This window comes from Amycolatopsis sp. NPDC114505, from assembly GCF_055633615.1.
Map to the genome: position 1 here is coordinate 2,179,574 of NZ_JBVKDV010000002.1, position 13,577 is coordinate 2,193,150.

Annotated in this window: 13 protein-coding genes and 1 pseudogene; 10 read left to right on the forward strand and 4 right to left on the reverse strand. The window is 72.5% G+C overall.

Annotated features, from left to right (window positions below; genetic code table 11):
• Positions 1–4 precede the first annotated feature (4 nt).
• Positions 5–1,072, reverse strand: coding sequence for an alcohol dehydrogenase catalytic domain-containing protein (locus ACZ7OU_RS28170; RefSeq protein ID WP_470257425.1), 1,068 nt, complete (start codon positions 1,070–1,072; stop codon positions 5–7).
• Between the two features lie 67 nt (positions 1,073–1,139).
• Between ACZ7OU_RS28170 and ACZ7OU_RS28175 the strand changes: the two genes are divergently transcribed.
• Positions 1,140–1,931: a helix-turn-helix transcriptional regulator gene (locus tag ACZ7OU_RS28175; protein WP_470257426.1), complete on the forward strand. Its 792-nt coding sequence runs from the start codon at positions 1,140–1,142 to the stop codon at positions 1,929–1,931.
• Here ACZ7OU_RS28175 and ACZ7OU_RS28180 read toward each other — a convergent pair.
• Positions 1,907–2,485, reverse strand: coding sequence for a TetR/AcrR family transcriptional regulator (locus tag ACZ7OU_RS28180; RefSeq protein ID WP_470257427.1), 579 nt, complete (start codon positions 2,483–2,485; stop codon positions 1,907–1,909). The two genes, ACZ7OU_RS28175 and ACZ7OU_RS28180, sit on opposite strands and share 25 nt — an antisense overlap.
• A 60-nt stretch (positions 2,486–2,545) precedes the next feature.
• Between ACZ7OU_RS28180 and ACZ7OU_RS28185 the strand changes: the two genes are divergently transcribed.
• The 8 genes from ACZ7OU_RS28185 (at position 2,546) to ACZ7OU_RS28220 (ending at position 11,155) form a co-directional block, all read left to right on the forward strand.
• The gene (locus tag ACZ7OU_RS28185; RefSeq protein ID WP_470257428.1) at positions 2,546–3,541 is read left to right on the forward strand and encodes a hypothetical protein; all 996 of its coding nucleotides are present in this window, start codon (positions 2,546–2,548) and stop codon (positions 3,539–3,541) included.
• Positions 3,542–3,740: 199 nt separating this feature from the next.
• Positions 3,741–4,517, forward strand: coding sequence for a hypothetical protein (locus ACZ7OU_RS28190; protein ID WP_470237062.1), 777 nt, complete (start codon positions 3,741–3,743; stop codon positions 4,515–4,517).
• 36 nt (positions 4,518–4,553) lie between these two features.
• Positions 4,554–5,840: an alpha/beta hydrolase fold domain-containing protein gene (locus ACZ7OU_RS28195; protein WP_470257429.1), complete on the forward strand. Its 1,287-nt coding sequence runs from the start codon at positions 4,554–4,556 to the stop codon at positions 5,838–5,840.
• A 162-nt stretch (positions 5,841–6,002) separates the two neighbouring features.
• The gene (locus ACZ7OU_RS28200; RefSeq protein ID WP_470257430.1) at positions 6,003–7,139 is read left to right on the forward strand and encodes an adenosylhomocysteinase; all 1,137 of its coding nucleotides are present in this window, start codon (positions 6,003–6,005) and stop codon (positions 7,137–7,139) included.
• Between the two features lie 76 nt (positions 7,140–7,215).
• Positions 7,216–8,091: an LLM class F420-dependent oxidoreductase gene (locus tag ACZ7OU_RS28205; RefSeq protein ID WP_470257431.1), complete on the forward strand. Its 876-nt coding sequence runs from the start codon at positions 7,216–7,218 to the stop codon at positions 8,089–8,091.
• Positions 8,092–8,234: 143 nt separating this feature from the next.
• Positions 8,235–9,515, forward strand: coding sequence for a hypothetical protein (locus tag ACZ7OU_RS28210; RefSeq protein WP_470257432.1), 1,281 nt, complete (start codon positions 8,235–8,237; stop codon positions 9,513–9,515).
• Between the two features lie 67 nt (positions 9,516–9,582).
• A complete protein-coding gene (locus ACZ7OU_RS28215; protein ID WP_470257433.1) occupies positions 9,583–10,401 on the forward strand; it encodes an amidohydrolase family protein in 819 nt (272 codons plus the stop codon).
• A gap of 106 nt (positions 10,402–10,507) precedes the next feature.
• A complete protein-coding gene (locus ACZ7OU_RS28220) occupies positions 10,508–11,155 on the forward strand; it encodes a GTP pyrophosphokinase (protein ID WP_470237054.1) in 648 nt (215 codons plus the stop codon).
• A 1-nt stretch (position 11,156) separates the two neighbouring features.
• Here the strand turns inward: ACZ7OU_RS28220 and ACZ7OU_RS28225 are convergent, their stop codons facing one another.
• Together ACZ7OU_RS28225 and ACZ7OU_RS28230 are read right to left on the reverse strand one after the other, a co-directional pair.
• Positions 11,157–11,798: a TetR/AcrR family transcriptional regulator C-terminal domain-containing protein gene (locus tag ACZ7OU_RS28225; RefSeq protein ID WP_470257434.1), complete on the reverse strand. Its 642-nt coding sequence runs from the start codon at positions 11,796–11,798 to the stop codon at positions 11,157–11,159.
• Positions 11,795–13,099, reverse strand: a complete 1,305-nt coding sequence (locus tag ACZ7OU_RS28230; RefSeq protein WP_470257435.1) for a cytochrome P450 — start codon at positions 13,097–13,099, stop codon at positions 11,795–11,797. The genes ACZ7OU_RS28225 and ACZ7OU_RS28230 overlap by 4 nt, the downstream gene beginning before the upstream one ends.
• Before the next feature lie 75 nt (positions 13,100–13,174).
• Here ACZ7OU_RS28230 and ACZ7OU_RS28235 point away from each other — a divergent pair.
• Positions 13,175–13,543: pseudogene (locus ACZ7OU_RS28235) on the forward strand (ester cyclase); the annotation flags it as partial.
• Between the last annotated feature and the right edge of the window lie 34 nt (positions 13,544–13,577).

Below are 13,577 nucleotides of genomic sequence, written 5' to 3' on the forward strand. Positions count from 1 at the left end.
CTACTCAAGGACGGACCACCGTGAGGGCGAACCGCGTCCGGCCGCTCGCCGCGTGGTCGAGGGCGGCGCCGATCTCGTCGAGACCGAACTCCGTCACGGCGAACTGGCCGAGGTCCAGCAACCCGGCGCGGGCCAGGGCGATCAGGCTCGCGTTCGCCGTCCGCGGGGCCAGCCACTGCCCGCGCAGCGTGATGCCGTTGCGCATCAGCCACGGGTAGGGCAGCGCGAGGTCGTCGCCGCCGAGCATGCCGACGCCGCCCATCAGCACGACCCGGCCCCGCTCGCGGACCGCCATCGCCGCGGCTCGCACGGGCGCGGTGCTGGCCGACGGCGGCAGCAGGTCCAGGACGACGTCGATCGGGCCCGTTTGGCGGAGGCGGGCCGTGTCGTCGTCGCCGGTGAGCCGCACGGTCCGGACACGAGCGCCGAACCGGCGTTCAAGATCCGCCAGCGCCGCTTCGTTCCGGCCCGGAGCCACGACACGGGCCGCGCCCATGGCGAGCGCGACCGCCACTCCCGCGCTCCCGAAGTTCCCGGTGGCGCCGCTGACCAGCACGGTCTCACCCGGGCGCAGGTCCGCGGCGAGCAGGCCGCCGTACGGGACGAGGCAGAGGCTGAGCGCGGTCCAGCGGCCGGCTTCGGCGGGGTCGATCGGGCCGAGCGGGATCGCGTTCTCGGTCGGGACCAGCACCTGCTCGGCGTACGAGCCGTGGCCGTAGTGGCGCTGCAGGAACAGGCCGCCGTCGCCGCGGGCACTCAGGCCCTGGAGCGTGATGTCGGGGGTGAGTGCGTCGTCGCGGGAGCGGATCGCCGGGTCGCACAGCACCCAGTCACCGGGGACCAGCCGGGTCGCGTCCGGGCCGGTCGCGCGGACCCGGCCGACCGCGCCCGCGCCGGGCACGACCGGCAGCGTCAGCAGGTAGTTCCGCTCGCCGCGGAACACCTCCGCCGCGTAGGGCAGCACTCCGGCCGCGACGACGTCGACCAGCACTTCGCCGGTCCCGAGCACCGGCGCGGGGATCTCGCGCACCGACAGGGGTTTGCCGAACTCTTCAAGGATCGCGGCTCTCATGTCCCGATCTTCGAAGAACCTGGAGCGTTCATCCAGGCCTGGTATCATCCTAGGACTATTGAATGCCATGGAGGTCGTCGTGCCGGAGGCGAACCGGGCCGGGCTGGGGGAGTTCCTGCGGTCCCGGCGGGAGCGGCTGAGCCCGGCGGCGCTCGGGCTGCCCGACGGGCGCCGCCGCCGGACACCCGGGCTGCGCCGCGAAGAGGTCGCCGAGCTGGCCGGCATCGGGGTCGACTGGTACGTCCGGCTCGAGCAGGGCCGCACGGTCAGCCCGTCCTCGTCGACGATCGAGGCGCTCGCGGGCGCCCTGCGGCTCGACGACGCCGAACGCGCCCACCTGCGGGCGCTGGCCCGGAACCCGGCCCGGACCGCGTTCACCCGCGAGAAGGTGCCCGAAGCCACGCGCCGGCTCGTCGAGGGCCTGACCGAGCCGGCGTACGTCACCGGCCGCCGCTGGGACGTGCTCGCGTGGAACCGCGCCGCGGCCGACCTGGTCACCGATTTCGGCGCGGTGCCCGAAGCCGACCGGAACATCCTGGTCTTCCTGCTGCTCGACGAGCGGGCGCGGCGCCTGTTCGGCGCCGGCTGGGCCGCGCAGGGCGAGCACGTGGTGGCGCAGTTCCGCGCCGCGCACGACCTGTGGGCCGGCGATCCCGCCTTCACCGAGCTGGCGGAGCGGCTGCGTGCCGGCTGCCCGGAGTTCGCGGCGTGGTGGAACCGCCACGACGTCGTCCACAGTGGACCCGGCCGGAAGCGGGTGTTCCTACCGGGGCCGCAGGAGTTCGACTACGCGACCTTCCAGGCGGTCGAGGACCCCGAGCTGCGTCTGACGATCTACGCGCCCACCAGCGGCAGGTAGACCTCGTCGACGATCTCGACGAGCACGTCGTCGTCCACTGTGGCCAGTCCGCGGGTGAGGAACTCGTTGCGCAGCAGCACGAGTGCCACGGTGGCGACGCGTGGCTGCCGGGCTCCGGGACGGGCTTCGCCGCGCGCGACGGCCCTCTCGACGATCTCGAGCCACGCCTTCGCGCCGCCCTCGGCGGCCTGTTCGTACAGCTGTTCCCGGAGTTCCGGTTCGTCGCCGACGCCGGTCAGGAGACCGCGCAGGATCCGGGCGGCGGGGGAGGTCTGGCCGCAGTTGATCGCACGCAGCAGGGTCAGCGCGTCCTCGCGGAGTCCGCCGGTGTCGGGTGGCTTGAGGGTGTCCTCGGCGACGTGGCGGTAGGCGGCGACGCCGAGCGCGGCGCGGTTCGGCCAGCGCCGGTAGATCGCGTTCTTGTTGGTGCCGGCCCGCAGCGCGACCCGTTCCATGGTCAGGCCGGGGTAGCCGGCCTCGGCGAGCTCGTCCGCGGCGGCGCGCAGGATCGCCTCTTCCAGCTCGGCACCGCGACGGCGGGTCTTCTCGGCCATGGACCGCAGTGTACTACTTTAGGGTACGGTACGGACCGTACCCTAAAGTCTGGAGGACAAGTGCGAGCCAAGGGCATCGGCTACGACACCGGCTTGGAGCGCGACGGCCGGTTCAACCGCCCGTTCGACCCGGACCTGGTCCGCCGCGAGCTGACGATCATCCGCGACGACCTGCACTGCACGGCGGTCCGGCTGATCGGCACCGACCTGGACCGGCTCGAGCACGCCGCTCGCGAAGCGGCCGCGCTGGGGCTGGAGGTGTGGTTCTCGCCGTTCCCCTGGGACCGCACCCAGGACGAGATCCTCGCGCTGCTGACCGACGGCGCCACGCGGGCGGAACGGCTCCGGGTGGCGGGTGCCGAGATCGTCTTCGTCACCGGCGCCGAGCTGAGCCTGTTCAACCACGGCTTCCTGCCGGGCGGCGGCATCGAAGAACGCGTGGCCGGCCTGCTGGCGTCGCGGGAGCTCATCACCGGGCTTCCGCCGCGCGTCAACGACTTCCTGGCCCGCGCGGTGTCGGCCGTCCGGGCTCGCTTCGGCGGCCGCGTCACGTACGCGGCGGTACCGCTGGAAGGCGTCGACTGGGCGCCGTTCGACATCGTTTCGGTGGACGCGCACCGCTCGAAGGAGGTCGCGCACGTGTACCGGGAGGGCATCCGCACGCTGGTGGCGGCGGGCAAGCCGGTGGCGATCACGGAGTTCGGCGTGACCCCGTACCGCGGTGCGGCCGACCTCGGCGCCCGCTGCGGCGAAATCCTGGAGTACGAGGACACGGTCCCGGTCCGGCTGAAGGGGGAGTACGTCCGCGACGAGGAGGAGCAGGCCCGGTACTTCCGCGAGCTGCTGGAGATCTTCACGACGGAGGGCGTCGACGCGGCTTTCGCCTGCACGTTCGTGTGTTACGGGCTGGTCCACCGGGCCGATCCGCGGGCGGACCTGGACATGGCGAGCTGGGGCGTGGTGAAGGTGCTGGAGGACGGGACGGGGGAGACGTACGACGGCGTCCCGTGGGAGCCGAAGGCGGCGTTCGGTGCCCTGGCGGCCTGCTACGCCTGAGCCAGGAACGCCACCATCGGTCCAGGAGGCTTAGCCATCAGATGAATCGTCGACCAAGTGTGGAGACACCTTGCCAATCGGTGCCGGAAAGCGCTAACTTCGGAGTGCTAGACATCGGATGTCCAGCCCGGTTTGCCGGGTCCGTCCGCCGACCGATGTGCACCCCTGCCGAACGCTCGTCAGGAAGGACACACCGACGATGCCGGAATTCCCCCGCAGGATGGCCCTCGCCCTGGTCGTCCCGATCATGCTGTGCACGGCGCTGCCCGCCCAGGCGGCCCCGCTGTGGCACCCCGACCCCGCCACCGACGGCCTCAAGGCCTACGAGGGCATCGAGGCCGACCGCGGCAACCACCACCCCGACCGCAAGTACGTCGTGGTCGAGGGCGACCACTACCGCTTCAACATCTGGAAGGACGACCGCGACACCACCGGCGGCGGCGACCGCCAGCGCACCGAGTCCAAGGGCATGGTCCAGAGCGGCACCACGCTGAAGATGCACGACGGCGAGACCTGGACGCTCTCCTACGAGATGTACATCCCGGGCACCCTGCACGGGACCAGCAAGTTCACCCACATCTTCCAGACCAAGACCCCGTCCACCAACGGCGGCCCGTGGGTGACGCTCGACCTGACTCGCAGCGGCAGCAAGGAGATGCTCAACGCCCGCGCGTACGCCAACTCGGGGTCGCCCAGCATCGCGGCCACCGATCTCTCGCCGCTGCGGAACAAGTGGATCACCATCGAATGGACGTTCACGCCGGGCTCGAAGGGCAAGGCGTCCTGCGTCATCCGCAACGGCACCGGGACCGGCGCGCCGGTCGCCGCGCAGGGCAGCATGTCGAGCGTGAACATCCCCGACCAGGGTGACTACGTGCGCCCGAAGTGGGGGATCTACCGCTCGGTCGAGAGCGCGTCGTCCGACATCCTGGACACCTACCTGCTGTTCCGGAACTACACGGCCTCGCGCAAGTAGGGTGCGCTCGCGCGCGACCAGGGTGACACTGGCGCCATGGAGGTCGTCGACGGGTACTACGGCACACGCCACCCGTCGACGACCGCGCGCTACCCCGCGCCACCCCCGCTGCGACGCGGTCCGGTGCTGGTCACGGCCGCTTTCGCCGCACTCGGCGGGGCCCTGATCCCGGCTGCCTCGCTCGCCGCGCTCTGGCGGGTCTGGCAGTTCTACGCGATGCTGTTCGGCCTGTTCGCCGCCGTCGAGCTCGTCGCTTTCGTCGCGGTCCTCGGGTGGCCGACCCGCAAGACCACCCGGGCCGGCGCGCTCGTCGCGGCCGCGAGTCTCGCGTTGTGGGTGGCGAGCCGGCCGCTCGGGCTGCTGACGCGGTTGGACCCCTGGCAGCCGGCGGACACCGTCGTCGGCTTCACCGACTACGCCGCCGCCGCACTGCAGGTCGTCGCGGTCTTCGGCTTCCTGATCGCGAGGCGGCGGCGGGCGCACCCCCGGCCGTCGACGGCGCGGCGCGTGTCGGCGTGGATCGTGCTGTTCCCGGTGCTGCTGCTGGTGCTCGCGACCGGCGCGGCGGGAACGGTCGCGGCGGGCGACAACGTCACCGGCAAGACGACGTCGACGCTGCTCGACGGCAGCACGGTCGAGTACTGCCGTCCGGACGGGATCCCGCTGGTCATGGACATCGCCCGCCCGCGCCCGGACGCCAGGGCCGCCCCGGTGGCGCTGGTCCTGCACGGCGGCGGGCTCGTCTTCGGCAACCGCAAGCCGTCCGGCCCGGGCGCGCTGCTCGCCGGGTCCCGGCTCGTCCCCCTGCGCGACGCCCTGACGGCGCGGGGGTTCGCGGTCGCGTCGATCGACTACCGCCTGGCACCCGCGGCGCGCTGGCCGGCACCGCTGACGGACGCGAGGTGCGCGGTCCGGTTCCTCAAGACCAACGCGACGGCCCTGAACGTCGACCCGGCACGGATCACGGCGGTGGGCACGGGAACGGGCGGCACGCTGGCGTCGCTGCTGGGCGTGGCCCGGGATCCGGACAGCGCGGTCCGCGCGGTGGCGGCGCTGGACGCGCCGGCCGAGTTCGCCTTCACGGGACAGGACCCGCTCACCCGTGCCTCGATCCTGCTGGCCCTGGGCCGCAACCCGGCAACGCTGCGCGAGGCGAGCCCGTTGGCATACGCCGGCGCGGGCGCACCACCGTTCTTGATCGCGGGCGGCCGCAAGTCGTCGGAGTTCGCGGACCACCTGCGCGCGTCAGCGGTCCCGGTGACGACCGGCGCGGGCGAGCCGGCCGCCGTGGCGGACTTCCTGGCCGCCACACTGGGGTCATGACCACGAACGGCCCGAGCTACCGCGCTTGACATGCGGTAGCTTGGAGGCATGAGCGGTCGGGAACTCGTGGCGCCGATCTTCGGCGACCACTCCTACCGCTGCGACTTCTACGGTTGACGGGCCCCGCTCCGGGTCCCTTTCTCTTCAACCGCAAGGACAGTCATGTCTTCATCCCCGCACGCCGGTACGAACTGGGCGCTCAAGCACATGCCGCTGACCGCGGCCGCCGTCGAGGAGGCCGCCGCGGTGCTCGCCGGGCGGCGCCTCGCGATGTGCCTGCACGTCGAGCCCAAGACGGCGGCCCTCGTCACCCTGCTCGCCGGGGCCGGCGTCGAAGTCACGCTGACCGGCTCGCCCGGCACCACCCACGACGACGTCGCCGACGCGCTGCGGCCGCTCGGCGTGCGGGTGCACACGCGCCGCGCCGACGATGACGCCGACCACGCCCGGAACGTCGCGAAGGTCCTCGAGTGCGAGCCGGACCTCACCCTCGACAACGGCGCCGACCTCACGCTGTCACTGCTGGAATCCGGCGCGCCCGCCGGGTACCTCGGCGGCACCGAGGAGACGACCACCGGCGGCCTGCGGCTGCGGGAGGCGCGCGTCGGCCACCCGGTCGTCGTGATCAACGACTCGCGGCTGAAGCTGCTGGTGGAGAACGAGTTCGGCGTCGGCCAGAGCGTCGTGCAGGGATTCCTCAACGCCACCAACCTGATGGTGCCGGGAATGCGCGCGGCGGTGCTCGGCTACGGGCCGTGCGGCAAGGGCGTCGCGGACACCCTGGCGCGGCTCGGCGCGCGGGTCGCGGTGTGCGACACCGACCCGATGCGCGCACTCCAGGCCATTTTGGACGGTCACCGCGTCGGCTCATCGGTCGAGGTCGTGTCGGACGCGCAGGCGGTCTTCACCGCGACCGGCGCGCCCGGCGTCGTCGGCGAGGCGGAGCTGGCGGCCCTGCCCGACGGAGCGCTCCTCGCCGGCGTCGGGCACTTCGCGTGGGAGATCGACGCGGCCGCGCTGCGGGCGGCGACGGTCCGCACGGCCGAGTACGGCGCGCCGGGCCGCCGGGTCGGGCACGTGCTGGCCGACGGCCGCGAGATCGTCGTCCTCGACCAGGGTCGGATGCTCAACCTGACCGCCGCGAACGGCAACTCGATCCAGGCGATGGATCTGGGCCTGACGCTGCAGGTCCGCAGCCTGGCGGCGGTGGCCGCGGGCGGGCTCGCGCCCGAGGTCCAGCCGGTCCCGGCACCGGTGGAGCACCGCATCGCCACGGACCTGGTGGCGCGGCCGAGCTGAAGCCGGGGCTTGCCCTGGAGCGCGCTCCAGGTCCTAACGTGAGGGCCACGCCGACCGCACGTCAGGAGAACGTTTCATGGAGCTCGGTTTCCACCTTCCCATCTTCGACATCGACGGCGGGCCCACCGCCATCGCCGGTGAGCTCGCCCGGGTGGGCAGCGCGGCGGAGGAGGCCGGGGCGACCTGGCTCTCCTTCATGGACCACTACTTCCAGATCGAGCCGACGGGCCTGCCCACCGAGTCGAACATGCTGGAGGGCTACACCACCCTCGGCTTCCTCGCCGCGCACACCTCCCGGATCGACCTCGGCCTGCTCGTCACCGGCGTGACCTACCGGCACCCCGGCCTGCTCGCGAAGATCGTCACCACCCTCGACGTCCTCTCGGGCGGCCGGGCCGTGCTGGGCGCCGGTGCCGCCTGGTTCGAGCGCGAGCACCGGGGGATGGGCGTGCCGTTCCCGCCGATCGCCGAGCGGTTCGAACGGCTGGAGGAGACGCTGCGCATCTGCGGGCAGATGTGGGACCCGGAGAACAACGGCCCGTTCGAAGGCAAGCACTACCAGCTCGCCGAGACGCTCTGCTCGCCCCAGCCGATCAACCGCCCGCGGGTGCTCATCGGCGGCGGTGGAGAGCGCAAGACGCTGCGGCTCGTCGCGCAGTACGGCGACGCGTGCAACCTCTTCGCCTCCTCGCCCGAGGACGTCGCCCACAAGCTGGACGTGCTGCGCGGCCACTGCGACGACGTCGGCCGCGACTACGACGAGATCCGCAAGACGGTCCTGGCCAACAACCCGCGCCCGTCGCCGGCGAACCGCGACGACTTCGTCCGGTCCATGGCGGACTACGCGAAGCTCGGCGTGCACACGGCGATCATCACGCCGACGACGGGGTCGCCCGCCAAGTGGATCGAGGGCATGGCGCCGGCCGTGCCGCAGCTGGCCGACCTCGGCTGAGATATTTTGGCTCGAGGAGCTGGTCGACGCCCGATCGTGTGTCCACAGTAGACGTTCCGGTAAATCCGTTTCGGTGATCGGTGAACCATTCACGACGGCGCCCCGTGTGCCTGGGTGAGGTGGCGACCCGAGAGGAGGGGCTGATGCCCCACGGACGCAGTACCGGACGACACCGCAAGCAGGCCACGATCGGGCTGGCGGCGCTGCTGGGAGTGGCGGGGGCGACGGCGACGGCGATCGCCCTCAGCAGCCCGGCCAGCAACGCGGCGACCGAGAGCTGCGGCGGACTGGACACCGCACTGCAGAACAACCTCACGTTCATCGCGGGCCAGCAGGCGGCCCCGGACGCCCAGTCGGCGGCCCGGATCGCCAACCGCCAGGCGGTGGTCGACCAGATCCAGCAGCGCCGCGCGGCGGCCGGCTGCGGGGGAGCGGTGGCGGCGAACGCGGTCGCGACCCAGTGCGCGGCGATCGCCGGGGCGGCCGAGAAGGAAGGCGCCCAGGCCGACGAGAACGGCATGGCCAAGGGAGCGGGCAAGGCCAAGAACGGCAAGGCCGCCCAGCAGGACGCGGCCGACGAGAACGGCATGGCCGCCCAGCAGGGCGCAGCCGACGAGAACGGCATGGCCGCCCAGCAGGAAGCCGCCGACCAGGGCGCGGCCGGCAACGGCAAGGCCAAGCAGAAGAGCGCCGACCAGAAGGGCAAGGCCGCGAAGAACGGCGCGGCCGACGAGAACGCGATGGCCGGAGACGCGGCCGCGCAGGCCGACGCGGCCGCTCAGGCCTGCGACGTGGTCGAGCAGTGCGTGGCCCAGGCCGCCGGAGCCGCCGACGCCAACGGCATGGCAGCCGAGAACGGCATGGCCGACCAGAACGGTATGGCCAAGCAGAACGGCATGGCCAACGGCAACGGTATGGCCAAGCAGGACAGCGCGGCCAAGCAGAACAGCGCGGCCAAGCAGAACGGTATGGCCAACGAAAACGGTATGGCCGCCCAGAACGGCATGGCCAACGGCAACGGCATGGCCAACGAGAACGGCATGGCCAACGAGAACGGCATGGCCGACCAGCAGGGCATGGCAGCCCAGAACGAAGCCGCGGCCCAGGACGAAGCCGCGGCGCAGAACGCGGTCTCCGAACAGGACTGTGCGGCCATCCTCGACTGCGTCACCCAGGCGACCGCCGCCTCCGGCGCGGCCGCGGACCAGCAGGGCATGGCCGCCGACCAGAAGGGCAACGGCCAGCAGAAAGCCAAGGGCAAGAACAAGAACGCCGACAAGGAGGCGGAGCAGGCAGCCGCCGCGGTAGCGGAGAAGTGCGTCGCCGACGCGGCAGCGGCGAGCGCGGGCACCGCGACCGGCGCTGAGACCAGCACCGAAACCGCCACCGAGTCCGCCACCGAATCCGCCACCGAAGGCAAGTGAGACCAGGAGGGTGTGCACCGGCGGCGGGCCGGTGCACACCCTCCGCCGGCGGTGTCACACTGACCCGGTGGAACCCGCCGACTGCCCCGGCCCGGACCCGCGGCCCCGCGCCCCCGTCCGGGTCGACGTGCCGCCCGGGTCCGTCGACACGCACGCGCACGTCGTCGGCGACCGCGGCTTCGTCGAAAACCGCAGCTTCACCCCGCCGCCCGCCACGGCCGCCGCCTACACGGCCATGCTCGACGCCACGCGCATGACCTACGGCGTCCTCGTGCAGGTCAGCGTGCACGGCACCGACAACACCCTGCTCCTCGACGCCCTCCGCGCCCACCCCGGCCGGCTCAAGGGCGTCGCGGTCGTCGACCCGCACATCACAGACCGCGAACTGGCCGAACTCCACGACGCCGGCGTCACCGGGCTGCGGATCAACACCCTGACCGGCGGCGGCGTCGGTTTCGGCGCGCTGGACCGGCTCGAAGCGATCTGCGCGGAACACGGCTGGCACCTGCAGCTGTTCACCAGGAGCCTGGATCCGGCCAGGCTGGCCAAGCTCCGCGTCCCGTACGTGCTTGACCACCTGGGCATGCCCGATACCGACAACCGGCTGGTCCGCGACCTCGTCGCCGACGGCGCCTGGGTCAAGCTGTCGGGTGCCAACCGGCTCGCCGACCCGCCGTACGCCGAGATCGTCCCGCTCGCCAGGGAGCTCGTCGCCGCGGCGCCCGACCGGTGCGTCTACGGCTCCGACTGGCCGCACGTCGGCTGCCACGGCCCGATGCCGAACGACGGCGACCTCGTCGACCTGCTCGCCGACTGGGTCCCCGACCTCGCGACGCGCGAGGCCGTCCTGGGCGCCAACGCGCGCCGGCTCTACGGCTTCCCGTGACCCGATCCGGTGACCGGCGGGAACTCCGGCCCGCCGGTGCTCGTTGATCGGGTGGAGCGCAGTAACCTGGTGCGCGCAAACCGACCGACGACAGCACGAGGCTTCAGTGACCACCGATCCGGCGGCCGAGGACCTGCGGGAGGCGGCCGACGAGCTCGCCGTCGCCGGGCAGCTCCCGCGATTCCTGCTGATGTACAAGTTCGCCATCGAAGAGCTGATGACGAAACTGCGGATCCTCAGCGAGGAGTTCGACTTCGTCCACCGCCACGACCCGATCGAGCACATCACGAGCCGGGTGAAGCGGCCGGAGGCCATCAAGGAGAAGGTCCACCGCCGCGGCCTCGGTGACGACTGGATCGCCGCCGCGCACGTCCTCGACGACATCGCCGGCATCCGCGTGGTGTGCCCGTTCGTCTCCGACGTCCACCAGGTCGCCCGGATGCTCACCGCGCAGGACGACGTCGAACTGTTGCGCACCAAGGACTACATCGCCCGGCCGAAGGCCAACGGCTACCGCAGCCTGCACCTGATCGTCCGGATCCCGGTGTTCCTGTCCGACCGCGTCGAGAAGGTCAAGGTCGAGGTCCAGCTGCGCACCATCGCGATGGACTTCTGGGCCGCGGTCGAGCACAAGCTGTCCTACAAGTACGCCGACAGCGTCCCGGACGACTTCGCGGGCGAACTCGCCGCCGCGGCCCGGACGGCGGCGGACCTCGACGCCCGCATGGCCGCCCTGCACGAACGCATCCGCTGAGTCACGGTGCCAGCGCGTCGAGCAGGATCCCCAGCCCGAACTCGAACTCCGCTTCGTGGTCGCACACCGCGAGGTACGGCGCCGCCGCGACGACCGCGGGCAGCCCCGACCCGGTCAGGTCCGCGAGCCGCTCCGGGTCGCCGGTACCGCTGAACGTCGGCGCCGCGTCGACCTCGCGCATCAGCGTGCCGATGAGGAACGCCAGTACCGCCCGCAGCCCGTGCACCGCGCGCTCCGGCGGGTAGCCCGCCGCGAGCAGCGGGCCGAGCACGGCCTCCACCGGGGCGAGCGCCGTCATCGACGCGAGCCGGCGGGTGAGCACGAGCGGCGCCGCGCGCGGGTGGCCGAGCATCGCGGCGCGGAACCCGTGCGCCAGCGCGGACATCGTCTCCCGCTGGCCCAAATCCGCCGCGGGCGCGGGGATCGCGGCCAGCAGCACCTCGGCGACCCCGTCCAGCAGGGCGTCCTTGCCGTCGACGTGGTTGTACAGGCTCATCGGGTCGACGCCGAGCCGGCGCCCGAGCTTGCGCATGCTCACCGCGTCCAGGCCTTCTTCGTCGACCAGCGCGAGGGCCTCCTTCAGGATCCGCGCGCGCGACAGGACGTCCGCGTCCCTGGGGGGACGGCCCCGCCGGGTCGTCACGGGGCCAGCACCGCGGGCAGGGTTTCGTAGCCGCGCAGGATCCGCGTCCGCCGGCGACGGCCGCCGGGCAGCACGCGCAGGCCGGGGAACCGGTCGAAGATCGTGCGCAGCCCGATTTCGCCCTCCATGCGCGCCAGCGACGCACCCAGGCAGTGGTGGCGCCCGGCGCCGAACGCCACGTGGTCGCGCGCGCCGTCCCGGGTGACATCGAACGTGCCCGGCTCGGCGAACACCGAGGGGTCGCGGTTCGCGCCGGCCAGCACGGTGGTCACCAGCGCCCCGCGCGGCAGGGGAACCCCGGCGATCTCGGTCGCGCGCGTCGCGAGTCGGCCGGTCAGCAGGACCGGCGGGTCGTACCGCAGGACCTCCTCGACGGCGTTGCCCCACAGCTCGGGCCGCTCGCGCAGCACGGCGAGCTGCCCGGGGTCGTTCGCGAGCAGGGCGATCCCGCTGCCGAGCAGGTTGACGGTCGTCTCGAAACCGGCCGCCAGCACCAGGCCCGCCGTCGATTTCAGCTCCGTCTCGGTGAGGCCGACGCCGTCGTCGCGGGCGGCGACGAGCTTGCTGAACAGGTCCTTGCCGGGGTGCCGGCGCAGGTGGTCGAGGTGCTCGCCGAGCCAGGCGTCGAACTCGCCCAGCGCGGTCTCGACGTCGCGGAACGTGCGCCAGCCCAGGCCGAGGTCGAGGCTGGGCGCGGCGGCCGCGCCCAGCGACAGCACCTTGTCCAGGTCGGCGGGCGGCACGCCGAGGATCTCGCTGATGACCGTCACCGGCAGCAGGCCGCAGTAGGCCTCGACGAGGTCGAGCGGGTGGCCGGGGTCGAGCGCGTCGAGCAGGCCGTCGGCGATCTCCTGGACGCGCCCGCGCAGCTGCTCGACGGCGCGCACGGTGAACACGCCGGTGACCAGCTTGCGGTAGCGGGTGTGCTCGGGCGGGTTGACGGCGAGCAGCGACGGCGGCCGCACCGGGTGCAGGTGCCCGGCGGCCGACCACTCGACCAGCCGGCCGAGCGGCGAGCCGTCGGAGCCGATGATGCCGACGCGGAAGTCCTCGCTGGACAGCACTTCCCGGACCGCGGCGTGCGTGGTGGTCATCCAGCCGAACCGGGTGCGGGCGAGCGGGCCGGCGGCGCGGATCTCCTCGAACAGCCCGGTCAGGTCGTGCCCGTCGGCCGCGGCGACGACCATGCGTCCCTGGAGGTCGCCGCGCCGGGCTTCGCGGCGCAGGACGGTCCGGGGGAGCGCGTGGCCGAGCCCCCACCTGATCACCGGCTTGGCGTGGGCGAGGGTTCCTTCGAGCACGACGTCCCCTTCCTTCGGCGTGCCTACAGTGTAGGTTATCGTGAATTACCTACGTCGTAGATTTAAGGAGCGCCGATGACCGAGTTCGACATCCCCGCACCCGACGTCCTCGCGGCCCGGCAGAAGCTAGTGCTCGATCACTTCCACGACGAGGTGGCCCAGGACTGGGACGCCACGCTCTCGACGTTCCCGCACCCGCACTACGAGGTCATCGCGACGATGACCGTGCACGACGGCGACGGCGCCGTCCGCGGCTACTACCAGGACACCCGCACCGCGTTCCCCGACCAGCACCACGAGCTGATCGCGCTGCGGCACAGCGCCGACGCGGTCGTCGTCGAGTTCTGGCTGCTGGGCACGCACCTCGGCCCGTTCGGCGCCATCCCGGCGACCGGGTCCCGCTTCCGCGTCCGCATGACCGCCTACTTCGTGTTCGACGCCGACGAAAAGCTCGTGTGCGAGCGCATCTACTTCGACA

What these genes read in the sequence shown, in the direction of transcription:
- ACZ7OU_RS28195 (WP_470257429.1), top strand. Translation starts at nt 4,554, where the DNA reads ATGGAGGTCGTCGACGGGTACTACGGCACACGCCACCCGTCGACGACC.
- ACZ7OU_RS28180 (WP_470257427.1), bottom strand. Translation starts at nt 2,485, where the DNA reads ATGGCCGAGAAGACCCGCCGTCGCGGTGCCGAGCTGGAAGAGGCGATC.
- ACZ7OU_RS28210 (WP_470257432.1), top strand. Translation starts at nt 8,235, where the DNA reads ATGCCCCACGGACGCAGTACCGGACGACACCGCAAGCAGGCCACGATC.
- ACZ7OU_RS28190 (WP_470237062.1), top strand. Translation starts at nt 3,741, where the DNA reads ATGCCGGAATTCCCCCGCAGGATGGCCCTCGCCCTGGTCGTCCCGATC.
- ACZ7OU_RS28205 (WP_470257431.1), top strand. Translation starts at nt 7,216, where the DNA reads ATGGAGCTCGGTTTCCACCTTCCCATCTTCGACATCGACGGCGGGCCC.
- ACZ7OU_RS28170 (WP_470257425.1), bottom strand. Translation starts at nt 1,072, where the DNA reads ATGAGAGCCGCGATCCTTGAAGAGTTCGGCAAACCCCTGTCGGTGCGC.
- ACZ7OU_RS28200 (WP_470257430.1), top strand. Translation starts at nt 6,003, where the DNA reads ATGTCTTCATCCCCGCACGCCGGTACGAACTGGGCGCTCAAGCACATG.
- ACZ7OU_RS28175 (WP_470257426.1), top strand. Translation starts at nt 1,140, where the DNA reads ATGGAGGTCGTCGTGCCGGAGGCGAACCGGGCCGGGCTGGGGGAGTTC.